We start from the raw sequence: 24,218 nt of genomic DNA, 5'->3' as shown, positions 1-24,218 counted from the left end.
GCAAACCCTTGGTACCAGTCCGGAAAGGTGGTAGAACTTGTTCTAGTTTAATGGATGGGAGCGCGTACGGTGCGGTACGGGATTGTGTTGTTCACCAGCGATCGAGGCATCACGCCCCAGGACGCGGCGGTGGCCGCCGAGGGTGCCGGTTTCGACACGTTCTACGTGCCGGAGCACACGCACATCCCGGTGGTGCGGGCGGCGGCACATCCACAGACCGGTGATGCGAGCCTGCCGGACGACCGGTATCTACGCACCCTCGATCCCTGGGTGGCGCTGGCGACCATCGCCGCCGTGACGAGCCGGATCGGCCTGTCCACGGCGGTGGCCTTGCCCGCCGAACACCACCCGATCACCCTGGCCAAGACCATCGCCTCGCTGGACCACCTGTCCGGCGGCCGGGTCCGCCTCGGCGTCGGATTCGGTTGGAACACCGACGAACTCGCCCACCACGGCGTGCCGCCGGCCAAGCGCCGCACGGTACTGCGCGAACACCTGGACGCGATGCGCGCCATCTGGACCGACGAAGAAGCCAGCTTCGCAGGCGAATTCGTGAACTTCGGCGCCAGCTGGTCCTGGCCCAAGCCGATCCAGAAGCGGATCCCGGTGCATCTCGGCGCGGCGGGCACCGAGAAGTCGTTCACCTGGCTGGCCAAGAACGCGGACGGGTGGATCACCACCCCCACCGAGGACGGCGTGGCCGACAAGATCGCACTGCTGCACCGGATCTGGCGCGAACACGGCCGCGAGGGCACCCCCGAGGTCATCGCGCTCGCGGGCAAACCGAACCCGGCTCAGTTGGCGCAGTGGGCCGAATCCGGCGTCACCGAAGCAGTTTTCGGTATGCCCGACCGGTCGACGGACGAAGTGCGCGCCTACCTCGACCGGCTCGCCGGAAAGCTCGGCCTCACCGCCTGAGCGACACGGACGCGATAACGGCCCGCGCGCACTCAACACGCGCAGGCCGCTATCGAACTGCTCAGCGCAGATCTCGCCTACGGAACGCACCGATGCCCACCGCGAGCAGCGCCGCGGCGATCACCAGCAGCCAAAGCACCGGAGCCAGTTGGAATTCCGCACCGGGCACCTTCGGCGGATGGACGAACGGCACGACGTCGACGACCCACTGCGGCAGCCCGTCGAGCGAGCCGATGAAGAAGATCACGATCATGACGCTCAGGACGCCCCAGGCGACCGGAGTGAATCGTGGGGCGAGACCGAAGATCGCCACGGCGATCCCGGTCACCACCCAGACCGCGGGCACCTGCACGGCTGCCGCGCCGATCGCTTGTGGCAGTTTCGCGCCGAGATCACCCGAGACCGTGCCGTAGACGACGCCTACCGCGGCACCGGCCACCAGCAACGCTACCGCGGGGCCGAGCAGCGCGAATCCGATGTGGCTCAACGCATATCGGGTACGCCCCACCGATCCGGACAGGGTAGCCTCGGCACGACCGCTCGACTCCTCTTCGTGCAGCCGCAGCGTGGCCGAGATCGAGTACGCGGCGGCAGCGGCGGCGAGCATGGTGACCGCGGCGTTGATGAAGGAGTTCTGCAGCATCGACGAGCCGCCCATCCTGCTGATCACGTCACGGACCGCCTGACTGCCGTTGAGCATGTCACCGACGCTGTTCACCGCGCCGCCGATCAGCATCCCGTACAGGGCGAAACCGATCATCCAGGCCAGCAGCGTCCCCCGTTGCAACCGCCAGGCGAGCCCGAGCGGCCCGGACAGCGCGGAATCGGCGGCAGGCGGGCCGAGGCGTTCGGCCAGCAAACCGGACCCGGTGTCGCGGGTACTCAATAGGCGATAGGCCACGCCGGTCCCGACGATTGCCACCACCGCCAGCGGGAGCAGCGTCCACCAGCGTTCGGTGGCGAACGGGCGCAGCTGCAGGCACCAGCCGATCGGCGAGAACCAGGACAGCACACCGTTACCCGCGTCACCGACGGCGCGCAGTGCGAAGGCGGCGCCGAGCGCGCCGAAGGCGATGCCGCGCGCGATGCGGGCACCGGAGCTGACCTGTGCGGCGACCGCGGCGACCGACGCCCAGACGATGCCGGACATGGCGAGCCCGCTGCCCCAGCCGAGCGAACCCGCCGCAGCCAGCTTGTCGCCGTACAGCGAAGCGGCACAGACGATTCCGGCGACAACGCAGCCCGCGTAGGTCAGCACCAGCGCCGCGGTCAGGCCGGCGTAGCGGCCGATGCTGGTGGCGCCCACCAGTTCCGCGCGTCCGGTTTCCTCTTCGACCCTGGTGTGCCTGATGACGGTGAGCACCGTGGCGATGGCGATCATCGTGTACATGGCGCCTGCTTTCCAGGTGCCGATGGAGCCGAGCTCGGTGCCGAAGACCGGTCCGTACATGGCAAGCAGCGCCGGACTGTTCGCGGTGGTCTTGGCGAAACTGTCGAGCTCGGCCTGGCTACCGTAAAGGCCCTTGATGCTCGCGACCTGGAACGCGGGCATCACGCCGATCAGCAGCACCCACAGCGGCAGCACTATCCGATCCCGGCGCAGGTACAGCCGCAGCAGCTGGCCGGTACCCGCGAAGTCGGTGACATCACCGAAAGACGGTGCCGCCGCGGCACGGTCGGCGGTGATCGTGGTCATGCCCCCACCTTCTCTGCCTTGCCTGCGGCATGCTTCGCCGTGGGCGCCGCGGACGCACCGTCGACGTGATAGTGCCGCATGAACAGCTCTTCCAAGGTCGGCGGCGCACTGGTCAAGCTGCGCACGCCGGTGTCGCCGAGCAGTCGGATCAGCTCGCCGAGATGTTCGCTGTCCACCTGGCAGCGCAGCGTCTTACCGTCCCACTGGATGTCGTCGACACCGGAAATCCGGCCGAGATCACCTGGGTCACCGATCAATTCGGCGGTGATCGAGGTCCGGGACAGGTGCCGCATCTCCGACAGCGAGCCGCTCTCCACGGTGCGGCCTGCCCGAATAATGGTCACCCGGTCGCACAGCGCCTCGACTTCGGACAGGATGTGGCTCGACAGCAGCACCGTGGCGCCGCGTCCTTTGGCCTCCTCGACGCACTCCCGAAACACCTGTTCCATCAACGGATCCAGGCCCGAGGTCGGCTCGTCGAGCAGCAGTAGCCGCACGTCCGAGGCGAGCGCCGAGATCAGCGCGACCTTCTGCCGGTTGCCCTTCGAGTAGGTGCGCGCCTTTTTACGCGGGTCGAGGTCGAAGCGCTGGATCAGCTCCTCGCGGCGGTCCTTGTTGATGCCGCCGCGCATCCGAGCGAGCAGATCGATCGTTTCACCCCCCGACAGCGACGGCCACAGCGTGACATCGCCTGGCACATAAGCGAGTTCGTGGTGCAGCGCGACCGCGTCGGCCCACGGATCGCGGCCGAACAGTTCGGCTCGACCGGAGGTGGCGCGCAGGATGCCGAGCAAGACCCGGATGGTCGTCGACTTGCCCGAGCCGTTGGGCCCTAGGAAGCCGTGGATCTCCCCTTCTCTGACAGCGAGATTCAGCCCGTCCAGTGCGGCGACGTGACCGAATGTCTTGCGGAGATCTTCGATGTGAATGACCTCGGACATCATTGCTCCTTGATGAAGGTGTCCAAAAGCGTGGGGTCGGTGAGCAGGCCCTGGGTGTAGAACTCCAGAGCGGGGGGTGTGAGCTCTTCGGTCAGCTCACGAATGGCCTTACGGAAATCGAGCTTTTCGCCGGGTTGCTGGTGCATCTGCATCCAGAGCAGGGTCGCGCCGACGTTGAGTGTCATCAGGTATCTGGCGCGCGCCGCCGGGTCGCGGCTCGGCTTGATCGCGCCGGACTCGACGCCCTGCTGGATGTAGGTCTCGGCGTCTTCGACCATGTGATCGAACAGCGACAGCGCCATCGGCCCGCCGGCCTGCAGGCTGCGCACCATGTAGGCGACCAGCGGACCGTACAGCTCGATCTCCGCCAGGGCGGCCAGCATGCCCTTCGCGAGGCTGTTCGAGGTGATCGCCTTGAGCTTCTCGTCGCGGATCAGTTGCAGCACCCGCTCGTCGCAGGCGGCGCGCAGGCCGTCCTTGGAGCCGAAGTGATGGTTTACCAGCCCCGGCGAAACGCCCGCCGCCTTCGCGATCGCACGCACGCCGACCTGGAAACCCTCGTCGCCGAAGACTTCGATGGCGGTGTCGCGGATGCGCGCCGCCGTGGTCAGATCCGTGGCGGGTCCTTGCGATACGGGCTGTTCGTTAAACACATGTTCAATATACTAAACACCCGTTCAATCCACCACAAGAGCCCCGCCCGGAATGTCGTGTCAACAGTCACGGTTTGGTCGGCGCGGCGCGGGCTAATGTCGAGTTATGACTACCGGCATCGCAACGACGGCGGATCACCTACGCGCGGCATTGGACGGACCGTGGGGCGAGATCCGGGAGCAGGCCCGCACTCAGCTCGCGGGCGAAACGTTCGCCGGCGACCCCTACCTCGACTACAAGGCCGCCCGCGCGCGGGTGCTCGACCAGATGCGGGTCATCGCGACCATGGGCTACGCCGAGCGCGGTTTCCGCAGGGAGAACGGTGGCACCAGCGAACCGGGCGCCGCGGTGACCGGGCTGGAGATGCTCGCGTACGCGGACCTGTCGCTGTGGGTGAAGGCGGGCGTGCAGTGGGGACTGTTCGGTGGTGCGGTGGAGAACCTCGGCACCGAGCGGCATCGCGAGTACATCAAGCGGCTCATCTCGCTCGACCTGCTCGGCTGTTTCGCGATGACCGAGTCCGGGCACGGCAGCGACGTCGCCCACCTCGAGACCACCGCGACCTATGACCCGGCCACGCAGGAGTTCGTGATCCACTCGCCGACGCCGTCGGCGCGCAAGGACTACATCGGCGGTGCCGCCGAACACGCAAGAATGGCAGCGGTTTTCGCGCAGTTGATCACCCAGGGCGAGGGCCGTGGCGTGCACTGCCTGCTGGTGGCGATCCGCGACGAGAACGGCGCGGATCTGCCCGGCGTGACCACCTTCGACGACGGGCTCAAGGGTGGTCTGCCCGGCGTCGACAACGGGCGCATCGTGTTCGACCAGGTGCGCATCCCGCGCGAGAACCTGCTCAACCGGTACGCCGACGTCGAGCCGGACGGCACCTACAGCTCCGAGATCGAGAACCCGAGCCGCCGCTTCTTCACCACGCTCGGCACGCTCGTGCGCGGGCGGGTCAGCGTGGGTGGCGCGGCCGCCGCGGGCACCAGGGTCGCGCTGAGCATCGCCATTCGATATGCGTTGAAGCGCAGGCAGTTCTCCGACCCGGACAGCGGGCAGGAGACGGTCCTGCTCGATTACCGCAGCCACCAGCGGCGGCTACTCCCCCTCGTCGCCAAGACCTATGCGCTGGCGTTCGCCCAGAACGACCTGGTGCGCCGGATGCACCTCGTGCAGACCGGACAGGATCTCAACCCGAGTTCGCAACGGGCACTGGAGAAGCGGGCGGCCGGCCTGAAGGTCGCGCAGACCCGCCACGCCACCCGCGGCATCCAGGAGTGCCGCGAAGCCTGCGGCGGCGCAGGCTATTTGACCGAGAACCGGCTCGTCACCCTCAAGGCGGACACCGATGTGTTCACCACCTTCGAGGGCGACAACGTGGTGCTCACCCAGCTGGTCGCCAAGGAACTGCTCACCGCGTACTCCGACGAGGTGCGCGATCTCGACGCGCTGGGCTGGGTGAAGTTCGCCGCCACCATGGCCGGTGACGAGGTCCGCAAGGTAACCGGTGTGCGTCAGCTGATCCAGCGGCTGCGCGACGGCTCGAACGACTCCGTCGACGAGGGCGACCTGGCCCGCCGCGCGGTACAGCTGCAACTCTTCGCCGACCGCGAGGAGTACCTGGTGCGCACCGCCGGTCACCGCCTGCGCGCCCGCGCGAAGGACACCACCCCGTTCGAGGCGTTCAACAACGCCCAGGACCACATCCTCACCGCAGGCACCGCGCACATCGACCGCCTGATCCTGGAGGCGTTCATCGAAGGCATCGAAGGCATCCAGGATCCGGAAGCCCGCGAACTCGCCGAAACCGTCTGCGACCTCTACGTGTACGCCACGCTGGAGGAGAACCTGGACTGGTACATCATGCACCGGTTCATGTCGGTCGAGCGGGCCAAGGCGGTGCGGCGCGGGGTCAACGAACTCGTCGACCGCCTGCGCCCGGAGGCCCTCACCCTCGTCGAGGGCATGGGCGTCCCGGAGTCCATGCTGCGCGCGGCCATGCTCGACGACGCGAGCGTGTTCGAGCGCGGTTAGTTCACCGGCATCTACGTCCTGCCCCCGGCTGGGGTCAGGACGTAGATGCCGATCGGCGTTGATCGGTCGGCGACTTATCCGTCGTGTCTGCTGCGACATCACGTAGATCGCGTCCTCGGGTCTCGCCCGCCCAGAGGAACGCTCCGGCGGTGCAGGCCAGCATCAGGCACAGCAGCAGGGTGATGGGCACGGTGGACGGGAAGCGGTGCAGCAGTGCGACTCCGATGATCGGGGTCAGTGAGCCGCCGATGATGGTGGCGAGCTGGTAGCCCAATGATGCTCCGGTGTATCGGACTTCACTGGGGAAGAGTTCGGCGAAGAACGGTGCTTGTGCGCCCGTCAGCAGGCCGTGCAGGGTGAGGCCGATGGCGACGACCACGGTGATCGTCACCGCATTGCCAGTGTCGACCGAGGGCAGCGCGACCACCGCCCACGCCCCGGTCAGTACGGCGAGGAGCACGCTGGAGACCCGACGTCCGTACCGGTCGCCCACCGCGCCACCGAGCACGATCGCGATCGCTTGGAAGACGGACGCGATCGTAATCGCGGTCAGCGCGGTGGATTTCGGCACGTGCACGACTTGGGTGAGGTAGGCGAGCAGGAAGATGCTGAACGTGTAGTACGTCGCCTTCTCCCCTACATCGGCGAGCGCGGCCATCAGTACCTGCTTCCGGTAGCGGCTCATTACGATCCGCACCGGCGCGTGTCCATCCCGAGTCGCGTTGCGCCGCTTCGCCTCCAGGAAGATCGGGGATTCCTCCACCGCATGCCGTAGCCAGATCCCCACCGCGACAAGCACTACCGACAGCAGGAACGGAATCCGCCAGCCCCAGTCTTGGAATTCGGTGTTGGAAACGCCGAGGCCGAGGACCGCGAGCACGCCGGTGGCCAGCAGGTTTCCCAGCGGTCCGCCCGTCTGCGGCCAGCTACTCCAGAATCCGCGATGCGCCGCCGACCCGTGCTCGGCGACCAGCAGTACCGCGCCGCCCCATTCCCCGCCCAGCGCCAGCCCCTGCACTAATCGCAGCAGTACCAACAGCATCGGCGCCGCGACCCCGATGCTCGCGTAAGAAGGAATGAGACCGATCGCAACCGTCGCGCCGCCCATCAGCATCAAGGTGATCGACAGCGTGCGACGCCGCCCGACCCGATCACCGAGGTGCCCGAACAACACGCCACCGAGCGGACGGGCGAGAAAGCCGACCGCGTAGGTGACCATGGCCAGCAACACGCCGGTCAGCGGATCATCCGCCGGAAAGAAGACCTTGTTGAAGACCAGCGCCGCGGCCAGCCCATAGAGGAAGAAGTCGTAGAACTCGATCGTCGTCCCGGCCACACTGGCGGCGACGATCCGCGCGAAACGCGCACCAGTCACTGTGTCCGGGTTGCCCATATCCGTTTCCCCTCGCGCGCACGAATTCCTCCCATGACTATGCCACCGCTTGTGCCGTGCCTCACCCTCGCCGATAGTTCTCTCATGGCGGAAAGGTTGGCTCTGGTCATCGCCTCCGAGTGCGTGGAGTTTCCGCGGCTCGGGTTTACCGGCGAGCTGGCCACGGGGCTGTACGCGACCTTCACCACGGCCGGTCATTGGCTCCCGATCGGGGACGGCCCGGTGCTCGACCCGACCATCGCCGAACTCAAGCGCAGCATCAAGGCCGCGTTCGGCCGGGCCGACGAACTGGGTGCGACGCTGTTGATCGCCTTCATCGGCCACGGGTTCACCACCAACGACGACGATTTCTATCTGCTGGCCGCCGATTCGACCATGCCACTGGATTCGGATTCCGGATTCCATCTGGTCAATGCCATCGCCGAACAACTGAGCAACACGCGATCGCTGGACGGGCTGATCGTCCTCGTCGACGCGTGCGAGGCGGGAACGGGTGCGCTCGGCGCGGGCAACCGCTGGGTGCGGATGCTGGAAAAGTCGGCGGGCCGGATGGAATTGCTCGTCGCGTCCGATGACGGCAATGCCTACGACGGCTGCTTCAGTCGAACACTGTTACGCACCTTCGATACCGGCCTGCCGGGTAGCGGCACGAACCTACTGTGCGCGGACCTCACCCCCGAGCTGAACAGCGCGTGTCAGCAGCAGACCCCTCGACACCTGTCGTTCAATGGGACTCAGGTGCGCCACGGCGACCAAGGACTCTGGTTGGTGCCCAATCGATCCCGATCACGGGACGCGGTGACCGGCAGGCCCGCAACAGGTTTGGTCGATCACCTGGTGCGCAGCGTCTCGCTGACCGCGGGCGTGCAGGAGACCCTCATCGACATCGTGGAGGCCAGCGGCGACCGATTGCAGGCGTTGATCGGACCGGCGGGTGCCGGGAAATCCACGTTGATGTCGCTACTCATCCGACCGGCCCTTGTCGAGACACTGGGCGCGCTGACCGCCGAATTCATCACGGCGGCAGTGTTTCTGGATGTCACCAGCACCATCGAGTCGGTGCTCGTCGAACTGCGCGACCAACTCGGCGCGCGATTCGGCGCCGAGTTCGCGGCAGCGCAACAGGCGGTGCAGGCCGAGCTGACCGACCGGGAGCGGTTCAGCGCCTTCGAGATCGAGATCGTCCGGCCCCTGCATCGGCTCCGGACAGCAGGCCGACGTATCCGCATCCTGATCGACGGCCTCGATCAACCGGATGAGGGGTGTCGCAATAGTGTCGTGGCGGCCATTGCCACCCTCACCACCGATGCGCGATTGGTCCACGTGCGGGTGATCGTCGGCATCCGCTCGGGGACCGACGTGGTAGACCATCCGGATATCGCGCACGCGCGGCGCGTCCACCTGCAACCACCCTCCGCACGGGAGGTGCTGCGGGAGTTGACCAGCACTGCGAGCGTCATACCCGACGGGCTCGATCAGGCCATCCACGAACTGCCCGACGATGTGCGCGGCGGCTGGTTGATACCCCGGTTGATCACCGAAATCGATTGGGGCGAAACGCGTCTCGATGGCACCGACCTGGACAGCCTGGTGGCCAAGCGATTCCACACGACCCGGCAGCGCCCCGTACATGCCGATCTCGCACTGCCCGTCGGTGCGCTGCTCGCGGCGGTCGGCGTCGGCCCGACCGCACCCTTGTCGCTGATCCATGAGGCCCTGCGCCGACTCGGCCGGCCGGTAGCGCTGCCGCAACTCCGTGATGCGATCGTCGACCTCGGTGTACTGGTCGCGCGCGGCCATCCCGGTCAGGACAGGGAACGAATCGGGCTGTCCCACGCGGCGTTCACCGGCTCGCTGCAGCAGGTCGTCTGCGCGCAATGGCCGAGCGCGCTGTTCGACGCACATGCCGCACTCGCCGACGCACTCGACACCGTGACCGGCCCCGACATCGATGTCTATGCGCACACCGCGGCGCCCCGGCACTATCTGGCCAGCGAAAACTCCGCTCGCGCACTGACATTCCTGGACGCGGCGGACACCAAACGGCGACCGATAGACAATCGAGCGTCCTGGGCGAACTGGCTGGTGGCCTTCCAAGACTCGCTGCCACCCGAGCACCCGGATGTGCTGGCCGCCCGCGACCGCTTCGCGCGCTGGACCGGCGAGGCAGGCGAGCCGTTCGCGGCGCGGGCCATGTTCGCCGGACTGGTCGAGGACTGCACCGCGATGTTCGGCCGCGATCATCCGCTGACCCTGTTGCCGCGAGTGCAACTCGCCAACTGGCACATCCAGACCGGTGGCGCCGAGCAAGGGGTGGCGATGCTCACCGAGCTGTTGGACCTGGAGCAGGACGAACGGGAGAAGCTGCGGATCCGCGCCGATCTCGGCTTCGGCACCGGGCAGGCCGGCGATATCGTCGGCGCGCGCGATCAATACGCCGCCTTCCTACCTCCGCTCGAACGTTTGCTCGGCCCAACGCATCCCGACGTGCTGCACTCCCGCGACCAGTACGCGCGCTGGATCGGCGAAGCGGGCGACCCGGAGCGGGCGCGACAGCAGTTGCTCGAGCTCGTGCCGCTGTGCGAGAGTACGCTCGGCCCCGAGCACAGCACCACGATGTGGGCTAAGAACAATCTCGCATCGTGGACCGCGGCCTGCGGTGACCTCGATGGCGCCGCGCGGCTCTATCGCGAAGCGCTCGCCATGCGCGAGCAGGTTTCCGGCATCGAGCACCCGTTCACCCTCATGACCAGACGGGATCTGGCCCGGTTCTACGCCGGGCGTGGTGATTACACCGCCGCGCTCGATCTCGGCGCAGATCTACCTGCGATCTGGGTGCGCCTCTACGGCCCGCAGGACCGCGGCACGCTGGACATAACCCGATATGTTGCCGAATGGACGACACAGGCTGAAAACGCCAGATGATCGAATAAGTTCGGCGGCGTGGCGCGTTGACAATGCATTGACGCGTCACAGTAGGGACGCCGACAATGTAGGGTCAGCGAATTTGTAATCCCCGGGGGAGCACATCATGACCACCGCCTTTCGCCGTACCGTGGTTCGGCTTGCCGTCTGTATCGGGCTGGCGACCGCAACCGCGCTGACGGCCATGCCCGTCGGGCATGCCGACCCGGACAAGGTTTTCACCTGGGGCGACATCAAAGTGGGCGACTGCACGATGTTCCAAGGCGCGCGCTGGGTCCTGCACAGCGACGGCTACGCCGAGTTCAACGCCCTGGTGACCAGCGGTTCCGACAACGACGCGTGGCTCATGCACGCCGCACTGTTCGACGCGAACCACCGGTATCTCGGCAATATCGTCAACAACTGGCCGACCGGCGGCGATCTCGGCAAGTTCGTCCTCAACCTGCCGTCCAAATCCCAGCGGTACCACTGGGATTTGGACAAGGTCAACAATGCCCAGAAAACCTATCCGGCAGAAGCGTTTCGAGCAGTGACCAGGATCGAACTGCAGAACCACTGTTAGACACCACCTGCCGAATCCTGACGGCGGACCCGGATCCGCGTTTGTTCCCGGGTCCGCCGACGGTCTCCGTCAAGACTATTGAGGCCGCGGGCAAGGGTTGCCGTTGTAGTCGGACGGGGGCGGCAGCGGCCGGCCATCGGGACCCGCCGGCGGCGGCAGCGGTTTGCCGTCCAGACCTCGCGGCGGAATCGGGCACCCGTTACCGTCCACCTGCACGTTGCCCGGCGCAGGCGGATTCGCCGCGGCCGATCCGGCGCCGATCAGACTCGCGCCCATGAGCGCGGCGAACGAAAAGACGATGGCTGTGCGAAGTTTCATCTGATTCCCCTCCGGAATGCTGTTGTCAGTCAAGTCATTAGACGGACAAGATCACGTCCGGTTCCCCTCGAAGCCCAACTGTGTCCGACGTCACACGCAGACCGCGGACAGCTCACACCGAAATCGAGGCGAGGTCTATCCCCTGCAGCGGTGCCGCCGTCACCTCGTGCACGCGTGCCGTCCAGACCGCATGGCCATGGCCGGACCACAGGGGCGCGGCCGGAAGATCGCGGAGCAACTGGTTTTCGGCGAGCCGGTACAGCTGACCGCTGTCCGCTGACGCGCCAACGGAATCGGCGGACGCCAAGAGCTGCGCGAAGCCGTCGTCGGTGTATCCGGCGGACTTCGCGAGGGCGGCGAGGATCTCGTGCGGGCTCGACGTGCTCAGCGAACGGGTCACCAGGAAGGGGCCGTCACCGGGCTGGTTCGCCTCGTCGCCACGCTGTCTGACGGTCACCTCGACCGCGAGCGCGGTGCCGATCTGGTCGGCGAGTGTCCGTGCCCATTGTTCTTGTCCGGCACCGAAGTACAGCGTGACCGGGCCGGTGAAGGCGACCTGGCCAAGGAATGACTTCGCCGCGGCTTGGTCGTGCAGGCACGGGCGGCAGGGGCCGGAACGCTCGCCCGGTGCGACGCCGGGTGGCAGGATCGCGCGCGCCGGGTCTACCTGGTGCGCAAGGGGATCCGCCGCCAGTGCCGCGCGGTCCACCGCCATGGCGAAGGCGTACCGTACCGCCGCGTCCTCGAATCGCTCGTCGGACACGGGGAATGCGAGGTAGCCGGCTTCCGGCAGCGGCCACATCGCGTGCCGATCGGCGAAATCGTGGTGCATGGCGTCGTGCCGCTCGCCGGGGACCTCGCTGGCCAGATCGAGCGCCCCCGACTTCACCTGGTCGTACTGCGCGACGGAATCACCGACACGGAACTGGATCTCACGCGCCTTACCCGTCGCTTCGACGACTCGCGAGATCCGGCCGCCCGACCCCCGCCGCCACGGCTGCGCCATCCGGAACGGGCCGTTGCCAATGGGGTCGGCGGCGAAGCCCGCCCAGTCGCGGGAGGCCAATACCGACGCCGGAAGGGGAAGCAGCGCAGGCGAAGCCAATACCGCGGGCACCTGACCGAAAGGGCGGTCGAGCACGATTCGGACGGTGTACTCGTCCGGCGCGGTGATCGCCACTGGCCGCAAAACCTCGGTGAGTGCACCGGAGCCTGCCCACCGCTCGTCCGCGACCGTATGCCAGGTGTCCACATAGGATTTCGCGGTGACCGGCGTCCCGTCGTGGAACCGGCCGTCCGCGCGCAGCTTGATCTCCCACGTCAGCTGGTCAGTGCTGGACACCGATTCCGCGGCTCGCGGGGTGCTCTTCCCGGTTGCCGCGTCGTAGTCGACCAGCGGCGTCCACAGCGCGCCGACGAGCATGCGGCCCGCCTGGTCACGCAGGTCCGCGGGCAACAGGCTGGCCGGTTCACGGACTCCGACCGTGAGCACGCCGGGCTTGGCAAGCTCCGACGATTCGGCGCAGCCTGTGATGCCGAGCAAGAAGACGGCGAACACGACGAAAAGGCGCGTGATGTTCGCGCCCGTCGGCCAGTGCTTGTGTCGTGTAACACCCTGCATACCAACATCATTAACTTTCGACGCCGTGAAAAACACCGCGATACCGAATATCACGCGGCCCACCACGCGAAAGTCGTTCCCCAGTTCGCGTTATCGCGATATGGGGATCGTGCGCCACGGCATCACACTTACAGTGAGGTCAACTCGACGATCAGGAATTCCTGGTCACCTAGCGTTCGCGTCTCGCCGGGAGGTAGTTGTGCGCCGCTTGATGCTCCGGTCGTCCCTACTGTTGGTCACCGTCACGGCGACCCTCGCCGCCACCGCACTGCCCGCCGCCGCCTGTGGCGAAGAGGACGGCCCGCACGGCGCCGCTCCGACGCTCACCGGGACACCCGGCGCGGAGAAGAACGTCAAAGCGGTCGGCAACGTCCCCGACGCACAGGGCGCGATCTCGCTGCAGTTCCTCCAGTACGGCCCCAGGGACGTCATGGTCGTCTCCGGCGAGTTCGGGCTCAAGACCTACGATCTCACCGCCAACCCGGCCGCGCCGAAGCTGATCGGCCAGCTCAACATGCCCGGCATGTGGGAAACCGAGGACACCGAGGTCGACCCGGTGCGCAAGCGGGTCTTCCTGTCCCGCGACCCGCGCGCCTTCGGCGGCAATGTGCACAACGGCGAATCCGGTATCTATGTGGTCGATTTGGCCAAGCCGGAGAAGCCGACCGTGCTCAGCTACGTCAAGGTCCCCGCGGGCCACACCACCACCTGCATCAACGACTGCCAGTACCTGTGGACCGGCGGTCCCGCCAAGGCGGACAACATGCCCGCCGAGTGGGGCGGCCGCCCGATCTGGGTCACCGACGTGCGGGATCCCCGCAAGCCGAAGGTCTCCCCCAACCCGATCGAGTTGGCGCGCAACGACGGTCAGACCGACTACGTGCACGACGTGCAGGTGGACGAGTCCGGCGTGGCCTGGGCGTCCGGCCGCGGCGGCGTGCGCGGCTACTGGACCGCGGGCATGCACAAGGATCCGGTCACCGGCAAGCTCCGGATGGCTTCCCCGACCGACCCGGTCCCTTACGCGGGCGGCGGCATCAAGGAAACGGCCGCGCCATCCAAGTTCATGCACAACAGCTTCCGCCCGATCGGCGCCCGCTCGAAAGACGGTGGCGGCACCGGACATTGGGACAACGGCAACCTTATCTACGCCACCGAGGAAAGCTTCGTCGACGGCTGCGCGGGTGACGGCGTCCTCGTCATCGCCTCCTTGGAAGGCTCCTACGGCGGCGAGGGCTGGCGCTCCACCCCGCAGAAGCCGTACCGCCTCAACACCGTTGGCACCTGGGGCGTAGCCGGCCAGGAAGGCAGCGACCCCGCCTCCTCCGACTGCTCCGCCCACTACTTCGACGTCCAGGACAAGATCCTGGTCCAATCCTTCTACGCCCAGGGCACCAGATTCCTCGACGTCAGCGACCCCACCAACCCCAAGCAAATCGCCTACTACCGCCCCGCCGACGCCGCCGCCTGGGCCCCGTACTGGCACCGCGGTTTCGCCTACGTAGCCGACAACAACCGCGGCATCGACATCCTCGAACTCACTCGATGAGCTCGAGCAAGGCCTGAGCGGGGCCCGTCGCGGGCCGGTCGGCGGGAATGACTCGACCACGCACCGACCGTCTAATCGCTCGCCCGCCCGAGTATTTCGACGAGCAGGGCGACCTGGTCGGCGAAGTGGTCGATGAATTCTGGTGCGCGCGGGTCGGTTCCGCAGACGCCTTCGATGACGTGCGGGAGCGTGGTGGGGGCCATGGCGGCGGCCATCAGCATGACCAGCAGGGTGGCGGGGTCGAGTTCGGCGGGCAGTCGGCCCGCGGCTTGCAGGGCGCGGAATTCCTCGACGCTGTGTTCGAGCATCTTGGCACGGGGCGCGTGGTCCGGGTCGCTGTCGGGGCCGGTGTATTCGAGTCCACCCCAGGCCAGCAAGCGGACGCCGTCGGGGTTGCGGGTCGCCTCGAGGGCGTAGCGGCGAAACTGTTCGGGCAGCGGGGTTTCCGGCGGGACGAGGTCGCGGCGGCGTTCCTGCCAGCGTTGCGACATGGCCTGATACAGGCCTTCTTTTCCGTCGAAATAGTAGGAGATCAGCTGCTGGTTGACCCCGGCGCGGGTGGCGATGGCGGCGGTGCGCGCGCCCTGGAAGCCGTGCGCGGCGAACTCGGCTTCGGCGGCGTCCAGGATGAGCTGGCGGGTGCGCTCGGGGTCGCGCTGGCGCTCCTGCGGCTTGGGTGACCTGCGGGGTTTCGACGACGGCACGACGCCATTCTACATACGCATAACAGTTTCAGGCAGTAACTCAGACTAATCAATCAAATGGTTGACAGAGCAGTTCAATCGATTGAATGATGAGTGGATCGTCCCGCCGATCAGGAGCAGCTCGCCGTGCACACACCGTCAGATATCCAGCAGACCAAGGTCCTCATCGTCGGAGGCGGCATCACCGGCCTGTCCACCGCGTTGTTCCTGGCCAGGGCGGGCATCCGCCCCACCCTCGTCGAACGACACTCGTCCACCGCACTGCAACCGCAGGCCCGTGCGTTCAACCCGCGTTCGATGGAGATCTACCGAGCCCTCGGCCTCGAGCAGGCGATCCGCGACCGGACCTCGATCCTGGCCGACTTCCCCGAGATGATCGGCGCGGACACATTGGCCGGCCAGGAACGGTTCCGGGTCGACATCCTCAGCCAGGTCCGGCCGCCCGCCACCCTCAGCCCCACCGACTGGACGATGATCGACCAGGACGAACTCGAACGCGTCGTGCGCGCCCACGCCGAAAACTACGGCGCCGAAATCCGCTTCGGCACCGAGCTGATCTCCATCGACGCCACAGCGAATGGCGTGACCGCCCTGGTCCGCGACCTCGCGAGCCGTGCCGAGCGCCGCATTCACGCCGACTACCTGGTCGCGGCCGACGGCAACCGCGCGGGCATCCGCACCGGGCTCGGCATCGGCGAGGAGGGACCGGGCGAACTGATCAACGCAGCGAGCTTCGTCTTCGACGCCGATCTCAGCGGCCCGCTACGTGATCGCCGATTCCTGCTCGGCTACTTCGACCAGCCGACAACAGGCACCGCGCTGGTACCCGGCCGCGAGTTCGGCCGCTGGTCGCTCGGCATCCCCTTCGGCCCCGACTCCGGCGAGACCGCCGCCGACTTCACCGAGCAACGCTGCGTCGAACTGACCCGCCGCGCGATCGGCGACCCGAACCTCGAACTCACGCTCGTGCCTCTGATGACCGGCTCGGACCAGAAGATCGCCGCCACCCGGATCGGTGCATGGGTCGCGGACCGCTACCGGGTCGGCCGGATCTTCTTCGTCGGCGACGCCGCCCACGTCTTCCCACCCACCGGCTCCTTCGGCGCGAACACCGGCATCGCCGATGCCGACAACCTCAGCTGGAAGCTCGCCGCGGTCCTCAAAGGCCAAGCGGGCCAGTCGCTTCTGGATAGCTATCAGGACGAGCGCCGCCCTGTCGCATTCGTCACACTCGATCAGGCGATGCAGCGACTGCGGGGCAGGCACAGCGGCACCGGCGACGACGCGGCCACCATCGACGACCTCACCATGATCCTCGGCTACCGGTATCGGTCGGCGGCCATCCACTCCGAGGCAAGCACTCCGGACGGGCCCGTCGAGGACCCCCGCCATCCCAGCGGCCGCCCCGGCCTACGCGCACCGCACCTCTGGCTGCGCCGGCACGAAACGACCCTGTCCACCATCGACCTGTTCGACGGCGCGTTCACCCTGCTGATCGGCGCGGCCGGTTCCGAATGGCTCGCTGCGGCGGAAAAGGCCTCCGCCGCAACAGATCTCGATCTGGTCACCTACCGCATCGGCACCGACTTCGACGATATCGACGGTAAGTTCCACCCGGCCTACGGCATCACCACCACCGGCGCGACCCTCGTCCGGCCGGACGGATTCGTCGCCTGGCGCGCCACCGACCTGCCCGAGCAGCCGGACCACGAACTGTTGCGCGCACTGACCCGACTGCTCGCCCGCGAAGACAGCCACGCCTGACGAATTCGGCCCCGGGCGGCAACCATCCGCCGTCCGGGCCGACTGTCACCGCGCACCGCCCGACACGCGATCGGCGGGCCGCTGTGCCAGCCCGGATGCGAAGATCGCCGGCAGGTGACTACGTTCGCGTGCATGGATGCAGACACGCTGCCGGGAGGCGACAGCACGGACACGCGAGTCGATCATCTCGGTCGACGGCGGCTGTTCCGACGCGGACGACGAATCCCGGTGGTGAGTCAGGCGGTCGGCAAGCTGGTCGCCGATCGACCCGCGACCGCGGACACGATCGTCGCGGCACCCTCACCGCTGCAACCGATCGACCTGACCGACGACGAAGCGGTCGCCGAGGTGCTCGATCTCGCGGTCCGGGTCGGCGAGGTGGTGCTGGCCTCCGGCACCGGCGTGATCGACACGACCACCCAGGTCCGCTTCATCGCCGCCACCTACGGGCTGGTCCGCTGCGATGTCGACGTCACCTACGACACCATCCGGATCTGGACCGACCGCGGTCCCCGGCTACCGCCGGCCAGCAGCATGCGCATCGTGCGCTACCGATCACTGGACTTCACCCGGCTCGCCGCCGTCGACCGGCTGACCCGGCGCATCCGCAACGAGGTCGTCGCACCGGAGGACGCGCGCGCCGCACTGGACATCATCACGAAGGCGCCGCATCCCTACCACCGCTGGACGGCCACCTTCGGCTGGTCGCTGCTCGCCGCGTCGATCGCCGCGCTGCTCGGCGGCGGAATCGTCGTCGCGGGAGTCAGTTTCGCGACCACGCTCGCCATCGACCGGTCGAACCGCGTGCTCAATCGCTACGGCCTGCCCTTCTTCTTCCAGCACATGGTGGGTGGCGTGATCGCCGCGACGCCCGCCGTCGTGCTGGCCACCCTGGCCGGTCCGCTCGGCATCGACGTGGATCCGTCACTGATCATCGCGGCCGGAATCACCGTGCTGCTCAGTGGATTACAGCTGGTCGGTGCGGTCCAGGACGGGATAACCGGCGCGCCGATCACGGCGACCGCCCGCATGCTCGAGGTCATGATGATGACCGGTGGCATCATCGCGGGCATCGCGATCGCGTTGCGGGTCGGCTACATGGTGAACGCCACCGTGCCGCCGTTCCTCTTGCCGACCGGCGACATCACCGATCTTCCGGTCAAGATCGTCGCCGGTGCCGTCGCCGCGCTCGCCTTCGCGCTGGCCTGCTACGCGGAGAAGCGGGCGCTCGCCGCGGCGGCGGGCAGCGGCGCGGCGGGCACCATCTGCTTCCTGATGGTGCAGCAGGCCGGCTTCGGCCCGGTGCTCTCCTCCGGCGTCGCGGCGACGGTGATCGGTATGGCCGGTGGCCTGATGGCCCGGCGCGCGCTGACTCCCCCACTGGTCGTCGCGGTCGCGGGTATCACCCCGCTGCTGCCCGGTCTCAAGCTGTATCGCGGTCTCAACGCGTTGCTCAACGATCAGTTGGTGATCGGCGCCAACCAATTGCTCGCCGCGTTCGGCGTCGGCTGCGCGCTGGCCGCGGGCGTCACCCTCGGCGAATGGTTCGACCGCACCGTTCGGCGGCCGCGCATCATGCGCCGCTTCGGTTCATTGCGCCGCCCGATCGTGCGGCGCATCCGGCCGCGGGGCTGGCGCAGGCCGCCGCCCATTCAGTGAACCAGGCGGGTGCGTCCCGCACGCGAAACCTGTATCGTCAGACGGGTTAGTTAGGGTAGCCATAGTTGGAGGCGACCCGCCGGCGACACAGGTGAGGTGGTTCGGATATGTCAGAGGCAGCACCGTTCTCGAAGCAGATCCGCAGTGCCACCGAGGAGCAGCACAACGATGCCCGCAGCTCGCGGTTCATCACCGACATGCTCGGCGGCGCGCTCGGCATCGACTCGTATCAGCGCTACACCGGCCAACTCTGGTTCGTCTATCGCGCGCTCGAAGCCCGCTGGGACAGCCTCGCCGCAGACCCGGTCGCCGGACCGTTCATCCGCACCGAGCTGGCCCGCACCGCCGAGCTCGAACGCGACCTGGCCCACCTCATCGGCCCGCACTGGCGCGACGAGCTCGCGCCGCTGCCCGCGACCGTCGCCTACACCGACCGCATCGACGAGTGCGCCCGCGACTGGCCCGCCGGCTACATCGCGCACCACTACACCCGCTACATGGGCGACCTGTCCGGCGGGCAGATCGTCCGCGACACCGCCGAGCGGCTGTGGAACCTGCCGCACCGCGGCGACGGTGTCCGTTTCTACGTTTTCGACGCCGTCGCCAACCCGGCCGCGTTCAAGCGCGAATACCGCGCCCTGCTCGACCGGCTGCCGCTCGACGATCTCGAACGCCGCCGCGTGCTCGATGAGGGTCAGCGCGCCTATTCCATGAACACCGCGGTGTTCATGGAACTGGCGCAGGAGTTTCCGGCGGCTCAGTAGGCGCCCGCCCCGCGCGTCACCGCCCCGATCGTCCTGGCGATGAGTAGCAGATCCAGCACCATGGACCAGTTCTCCACGTAGGAAAGATCAAGTCGCACCGAGTCTTCCAGCGATAGATCCGATCGTCCGCTGACCTGCCACAGCCCGGTGACCCCCGGCTTGACCAGCAGCCTGCGCCGCATCTCGCCGTCGTAGCTGTCCACTTCGCGCTGCACCTGCGGGCGCGGGCCGACCACGCTCATCTCGCCGCGCAGCACGTTGAAGAACTGCGGTAGCTCGTCCAGGCTGAACTTGCGGATCACCTTGCCGACCGGCGTGATGCGCGGGTCGTCCTTCATCTTGAAGAAGACCGGGTTGCCGCCGTTGCGCGCGATGAGCGCGTCGACGCCCGCCTCCGCCTCGGTGAACATGCTGCGGAACTTGATCATCCGGAACGGCTTGCCGCCCCGCCCGATTCGCTCCGACAGATAGAACACCGGACCGGGACTGGTGAGCTTCACCGCCAAGGCGATGGCCAGCATGGTCGGCGCGATCGCCACCAGTACCGCGGCCGCGAAGCACACGTCGAACACCGCCTTGCCGGCCGACTTGGCGCGGTCGTATTGCGGTTTCGCGATGTGCAGCATCGGCACTCCGGCGACGAAGCGATTCGTCAACCGGGTGCCCGCGATGTCCACCACGCCGGGCGCGACGATCAGCTCGACCCCGAGCGGGTCGAGTTCCCAGGCCATCCGGCGCAATTCGATCGGTCCGAGATGATCCGTCGCGGTGACCGCGACGGTGTCGGCGCCGCTGCGGCGCACCGCGTCGAGCACCGTGCGGTCGCTGCCGACCACCGAGAACGTGTGCCCCGAGGGTTCTCGGATGTACTCGGTGATCTCGTTGAGCCCGTTGGGGACACACACACCGACCACCCGGTATCCCGAGGCGGGGTCGCCCGCGAAGGCATTGGCCATCGCCTGGGCCGCCTCCGCGCAGCCGACGACGAGCACCGAGGTCCGGTACTCCCCTCGCCCGCGTAGTTGTCGCGCGTGGATCCGCCAGAGCAGCCTGCTCAGCATCAAACCGAACAGACCGAGCGGTAGTGCAATAGCCAAATAGCCACGAGCGAACTCGACCTGGAAAACCAGCGACACGATCGCGAGCACGCCGAACAGTCGCAGCGTCGCCGAGACCAGCCGCCGGTACTCCTCACTGCCGCTGCCGACCACCTGCGGCGATCGGGTGTGACCGACCGCGAGGAAGGCGGCCCAGGCTAGCGCGAGCGCCCCGGAGACGACCGTGTACCCGATCTCATAGGGCAGATGCCACGCCAGCGGGGGGGCGGCGGGTCCGCCGAATCGGATGATCTGGGCGAGCACCATGGCCGCCACGATCACACCGAAATCCGTTGCACCTAGGCGCTTTACATACTCGGCCTGCCATCGTTCACGCTCGGAGCGCGGCAGGGGGTTCGGCGATCGGCGATAGTCCAGATCGTCGTCGTCGGTGAGCTCATAGCTCATGGAAACGCACCTCCCCATGGGAGAGAAGAAAAAATGTAGCCCCCCGATCTGCATTGATCGGTCCCCACGGCACCAACTCGACCGTGTCAGGTGTCCCGTCCTTCGGCGGCCAGAAGCCGATTGTTACAGAACACAATCCGTTTCACATGTCGAATCATCAGGGCCGCAAAGTGTTCCAGGCGGTAGCGGATAAAGGAACGGTCGGTTTGTCGCCCTGGTATGGTTTCGATGCTCGCGGGCGCATGCGGCCAGGTCGCGAACTTTCGCTACCCCCAGGCGAATTCGTCCCATGAGAGCCGATCCACTAAGCCTCTGGGTAGCGGCTTGGAAGCTACCCGCCAGGAACGGTTGAAAAGTACCGGAAATTACCTCCCGGCCAGCCGATTTCACCTACGCCACGCGCGGCATTCGTTGTAACGTCTCACTGGATCGAGTCGACGTCAGGGGTGCGCCGGCAATGCGCCGGTACGTACGACTCTCGGCAGAAGGTTGGGCTGCGTTGCTGTGTCGACTGTGTGATTCCGAACGATTGACGAGCGTGCTGGATTTGGGCGCAACGCCGCCGTGCGAGAAGTTTCTTGCGCCGAACGAACTAGATCTACCCGAATCAACTTACCCGCTGCATCTTCGATTGTGCGCGGACTGTCTGCTGTTGCAGATACCGGCGTTGATCACTCCGGCGGAGACGTTCACCGAGTACGCGTACTTCTCGTCCTACTCCGACAGCTGGGTACGACACGCGGAAACCTTTGTCGCACAGGCGATCCAGCGGCTCGACCTGGACGCGGACTCGTTCGTCGTCGAGGTGGCCAGCAATGACGGCTACCTGCTCCGGCACGCCGTGGCTGCAGGTATCGCCTGCCTCGGTGTCGAACCGTCGGTGAACGTCGGCAACGCGGCTCGGGAGGCGGGCGTGCCCACCGAGACCGCCTTCCTCGACGAGGAGTCCGCGGCGAAGATCCGCGCGACGCACCGACCGGCCGACCTGGTGGTGGCCAACAACGTCTACGCCCACGTGCCCGACCTGCGCGGCTTCACCCGCTCGCTGCGCACGCTGATGGCCGACGACGGCTGGTTGTCCATCGAGGTGCATCACGCGCTGAACCTGCTGCGGCTCGGCCAGTTCGACACCATTTACCACGAACACTTCCAGTACTACACCGTGCACTCCGCGCAGCGTGCGCTCGCGACGGCGAAGCTGTCGGTCGTCGACGTCGAACTGCTGGACACGCACGGTGGTTCGATCCGGTTGTGGGCCAGGCCGACCGAAGTGGGTGCGATACCCAGTAGCCGAGTCGCCGATGTGCTTCGGCAGGAACAGGATGCGGGCCTGCATCAGGTCGACGGATACCACCAACTACGGACGCGCACCGAGGCGGTCCGCCACGACCTGCTGCGATTCCTGCTCGACCAGCGCGCCGCGGGCAAGCGCGTCGTCGGCTACGGCGCGCCGGGCAAGGGCAACACCCTGCTCAACTACTGCGGCATCCGGACCGACCTGCTCGAATACACCGTCGACCGAAACCCGTACAAGCACGGGCGATTCACCCCGGGCACCCGGATCCCGATCTACCCGCCCGACCGGATCGACCTGGATCGACCCGACGTCGTGCTGGTGCTGCCGTGGAATCTCGAAGCCGAGATCACCGAGCAGCTCCGCCACATCGCCTCGTGGGGCGGCCAATTGGTCTACCCACTCCCGGCACTGCACAGTGCCGATCTCACCAGTCACAACGTCGTGAACAGCGCACCACAGAAAGAAATGACAGGGAGGGGAGCACGATGAAGGTTGTGCTGTTCTGCGGCGGATATGGCATGCGGATGCGTGATGGCACCGATGACATGATCCCGAAGCCCATGCAACTGGTCGGTCCACGGCCGCTGCTGTGGCACGTGATGCGCTACTACGCGCACTACGGCCACACGGAGTTCATCCTGTGCCTCGGCTACGGCGGCCTGCACATCAAGAACTTCTTCCTGACCTACCAGGAGTCGGTATCCAACGACTTCGTCATCCGCGACGGCCAGGTCGAGATGCTGAGTTCCGACATCAGCGACTGGAAGATCACCTTTGTCGACACCGGCCGGGAATCGCCCATCGGCGAACGACTGCGCCGGGTCCGCGAGTACGTCGCGGGTGACGAGCACTTCCTCGCGAACTACGCCGACGTGCTCACCGACGCACCGCTCGACGAAATGATCGGCAAGTTCACCGATTCCGGTGCGGCGGCCTCGATGATGGTGGTGCCGCCGCAGTCCTCGTTCCACTGTGTCGACATGAAGCCGACCGGTGAGGTGAAGGAGATCATGCCGGTGTCGCGGATGCCACTGTGGGAGAACGGCGGCTACTTCGTGCTCAGCCAGGAGATCTTCGACCTGCTGCCGCCGGGCGGCGATCTGGTCGCCGACGCGTGCGGCACGCTGGCCGGGCAGGGACGACTGTTCGGTTACCAGCACCTCGGCTTCTGGAAGCCCGCCGATACGTTCAAGGAGCGGGCCGAACTCGACGCCGGCTACCAGTCCGGCAACCGGCCCTGGATGGTCTGGGAAAACGCGTGATCCGGCTGAACGTCGGGGCGGTCGCCGAGATCGCCGTGCTCGGTGCGCATTGCGACGACATCGCCATCGGCATGGGAGCCACGCTGCTCACGCTGGCCCGCGCGCACCCGGGCCTGCGGGTGCGCGCGCTGGTGCTATCCGGCGCCGGCTCCGCCCGGGCAGACGAGGAAAGCCTTGCGCTGGACGCGTTCTGCCCCGGCGCCGCGGTGGACCTCACCGTGCTCGATGTGCCCGACGGTCGAGCGCCCGCGCACTGGGACCGAATCAAGAACGAACTCAACACCTTTCGGGCTCGGGTGCAGCCCGATCTGGTCTTCGCGCCGCAGCGCGGTGACGCGCACCAGGATCACCGGCTGCTCGCCGAGTTGGTGCCGACCGAGTTCCGCGATCATCTCGTGCTCGGCTACGAGATCCTCAAGTGGGAGAGCGACACTCCCGCCGCCGGCGTGTACCACCGGCTCACCGCCGAACTCGCCGAGGAGAAGTCGCGACTACTGCTGAAACACTATCCGTCCCAGGCACACCGGGACTGGTTCGACGAGCAGGCCTTCACCGCCCTCACCCGGCTACGCGGCGTGCAGAGCCACAGCCCGCACGCCGAGGCGTTCCTGCTCGACAAGGCTGTCATCGACTTCGGAGGTTCCTAGCC

General features: G+C 67.1%; 19 protein-coding genes. 11 read left to right on the top strand and 8 right to left on the bottom strand.

Features of this window, described 5'->3' with window-relative positions; all coding sequences use genetic code 11:
• Positions 1–69: 69 nt before the first annotated feature.
• Positions 70–918, top strand: coding sequence for an LLM class F420-dependent oxidoreductase (locus tag ABZ942_RS30765; RefSeq protein WP_357388987.1), 849 nt, complete (start codon positions 70–72; stop codon positions 916–918).
• A 61-nt stretch (positions 919–979) separates the two neighbouring features.
• Here the strand turns inward: ABZ942_RS30765 and ABZ942_RS30760 are convergent, their stop codons facing one another.
• The 3 genes from ABZ942_RS30760 to ABZ942_RS30750 are packed head-to-tail and all read right to left on the bottom strand — an operon-like array spanning position 980 to position 4,208.
• Complete coding sequence (locus ABZ942_RS30760) at positions 980–2,614, bottom strand: ABC transporter permease (RefSeq protein WP_357388106.1); 1,635 nt, start codon at positions 2,612–2,614, stop codon at positions 980–982.
• Entirely contained in the window at positions 2,611–3,555 is a 945-nt protein-coding gene (locus ABZ942_RS30755; RefSeq protein ID WP_357388104.1) for an ABC transporter ATP-binding protein, read from the bottom strand. The genes ABZ942_RS30760 and ABZ942_RS30755 overlap by 4 nt, the downstream gene beginning before the upstream one ends.
• Entirely contained in the window at positions 3,555–4,208 is a 654-nt protein-coding gene (locus ABZ942_RS30750) for a TetR family transcriptional regulator (RefSeq protein ID WP_357388102.1), read from the bottom strand. The genes ABZ942_RS30755 and ABZ942_RS30750 overlap by 1 nt, the downstream gene beginning before the upstream one ends.
• 106 nt (positions 4,209–4,314) lie before the next feature.
• Between ABZ942_RS30750 and ABZ942_RS30745 the strand changes: the two genes are divergently transcribed.
• A complete protein-coding gene (locus ABZ942_RS30745; RefSeq protein ID WP_357388100.1) occupies positions 4,315–6,246 on the top strand; it encodes an acyl-CoA dehydrogenase in 1,932 nt (643 codons plus the stop codon).
• A 34-nt stretch (positions 6,247–6,280) separates the two neighbouring features.
• Here ABZ942_RS30745 and ABZ942_RS30740 read toward each other — a convergent pair whose 3' ends face one another.
• Positions 6,281–7,639, bottom strand: a complete 1,359-nt coding sequence (locus ABZ942_RS30740) for an MFS transporter (protein ID WP_357388098.1) — start codon at positions 7,637–7,639, stop codon at positions 6,281–6,283.
• Positions 7,640–7,723: 84 nt separating this feature from the next.
• Between ABZ942_RS30740 and ABZ942_RS30735 the strand changes: the two genes are divergently transcribed.
• Together ABZ942_RS30735 and ABZ942_RS30730 are read left to right on the top strand one after the other, a co-directional pair.
• On the top strand, positions 7,724–10,564 hold the full coding sequence (locus ABZ942_RS30735) for a tetratricopeptide repeat protein (RefSeq protein ID WP_357388096.1): 2,841 nt from the start codon (positions 7,724–7,726) through the stop codon (positions 10,562–10,564).
• Positions 10,565–10,670: 106 nt separating this feature from the next.
• Positions 10,671–11,126, top strand: a complete 456-nt coding sequence (locus tag ABZ942_RS30730) for a DUF6294 family protein (RefSeq protein WP_357388094.1) — start codon at positions 10,671–10,673, stop codon at positions 11,124–11,126.
• 75 nt (positions 11,127–11,201) lie between these two features.
• Here ABZ942_RS30730 and ABZ942_RS30725 read toward each other — a convergent pair whose 3' ends face one another.
• Complete coding sequence (locus ABZ942_RS30725) at positions 11,202–11,444, bottom strand: hypothetical protein (RefSeq protein ID WP_357388092.1); 243 nt, start codon at positions 11,442–11,444, stop codon at positions 11,202–11,204.
• Between the two features lie 112 nt (positions 11,445–11,556).
• Entirely contained in the window at positions 11,557–13,065 is a 1,509-nt protein-coding gene (locus ABZ942_RS30720; RefSeq protein ID WP_357388090.1) for an ABC transporter substrate-binding protein, read from the bottom strand.
• A gap of 199 nt (positions 13,066–13,264) precedes the next feature.
• Here ABZ942_RS30720 and ABZ942_RS30715 point away from each other — a divergent pair, with 199 nt between their 5' ends.
• On the top strand, positions 13,265–14,614 hold the full coding sequence (locus tag ABZ942_RS30715; protein WP_357388088.1) for a hypothetical protein: 1,350 nt from the start codon (positions 13,265–13,267) through the stop codon (positions 14,612–14,614).
• Between the two features lie 71 nt (positions 14,615–14,685).
• On the opposite strand, the gene ABZ942_RS30710 is transcribed toward ABZ942_RS30715, so the two are convergent.
• The gene (locus tag ABZ942_RS30710; protein WP_357388086.1) at positions 14,686–15,318 is read right to left on the bottom strand and encodes a TetR family transcriptional regulator; all 633 of its coding nucleotides are present in this window, start codon (positions 15,316–15,318) and stop codon (positions 14,686–14,688) included.
• Positions 15,319–15,444: 126 nt separating this feature from the next.
• On the opposite strand from ABZ942_RS30710, the gene ABZ942_RS30705 reads away from it, so the two are divergent.
• From ABZ942_RS30705 to ABZ942_RS30695, 3 genes are all read left to right on the top strand, one after another.
• Complete coding sequence (locus tag ABZ942_RS30705) at positions 15,445–17,082, top strand: FAD-dependent oxidoreductase (protein ID WP_357388084.1); 1,638 nt, start codon at positions 15,445–15,447, stop codon at positions 17,080–17,082.
• A 222-nt stretch (positions 17,083–17,304) separates the two neighbouring features.
• A complete protein-coding gene (locus tag ABZ942_RS30700) occupies positions 17,305–18,741 on the top strand; it encodes a threonine/serine exporter family protein (RefSeq protein WP_357388986.1) in 1,437 nt (478 codons plus the stop codon).
• A 107-nt stretch (positions 18,742–18,848) separates the two neighbouring features.
• Positions 18,849–19,505 (top strand): biliverdin-producing heme oxygenase, encoded by a 657-nt coding sequence (locus ABZ942_RS30695; RefSeq protein ID WP_357388082.1) that lies wholly within the window; start codon positions 18,849–18,851, stop codon positions 19,503–19,505.
• On the opposite strand, the gene ABZ942_RS30690 is transcribed toward ABZ942_RS30695, so the two are convergent.
• Positions 19,499–21,010, bottom strand: a complete 1,512-nt coding sequence (locus tag ABZ942_RS30690; RefSeq protein WP_357388080.1) for a sugar transferase — start codon at positions 21,008–21,010, stop codon at positions 19,499–19,501. The genes ABZ942_RS30695 and ABZ942_RS30690 overlap by 7 nt on opposite strands.
• Before the next feature lie 499 nt (positions 21,011–21,509).
• Between ABZ942_RS30690 and ABZ942_RS30685 the strand changes: the two genes are divergently transcribed.
• The 3 genes from ABZ942_RS30685 to ABZ942_RS30675 are packed head-to-tail and all read left to right on the top strand — an operon-like array spanning position 21,510 to position 24,216.
• A complete protein-coding gene (locus ABZ942_RS30685) occupies positions 21,510–22,796 on the top strand; it encodes a class I SAM-dependent methyltransferase (RefSeq protein WP_357388078.1) in 1,287 nt (428 codons plus the stop codon).
• On the top strand, positions 22,793–23,569 hold the full coding sequence (locus ABZ942_RS30680) for a glucose-1-phosphate cytidylyltransferase (RefSeq protein ID WP_357388076.1): 777 nt from the start codon (positions 22,793–22,795) through the stop codon (positions 23,567–23,569). The genes ABZ942_RS30685 and ABZ942_RS30680 overlap by 4 nt, the downstream gene beginning before the upstream one ends.
• Positions 23,566–24,216, top strand: coding sequence for a PIG-L family deacetylase (locus ABZ942_RS30675; RefSeq protein ID WP_357388074.1), 651 nt, complete (start codon positions 23,566–23,568; stop codon positions 24,214–24,216). The genes ABZ942_RS30680 and ABZ942_RS30675 overlap by 4 nt, the downstream gene beginning before the upstream one ends.
• The last annotated feature ends 2 nt before the right edge of the window (positions 24,217–24,218 follow it).

Source organism: Nocardia sp. NPDC046473, from assembly GCF_040645995.1.
Classification (GTDB): Bacteria; Actinomycetota; Actinomycetes; order Mycobacteriales; family Mycobacteriaceae; genus Nocardia.
This window is presented reverse-complemented; position numbering and strand designations above follow the sequence as displayed.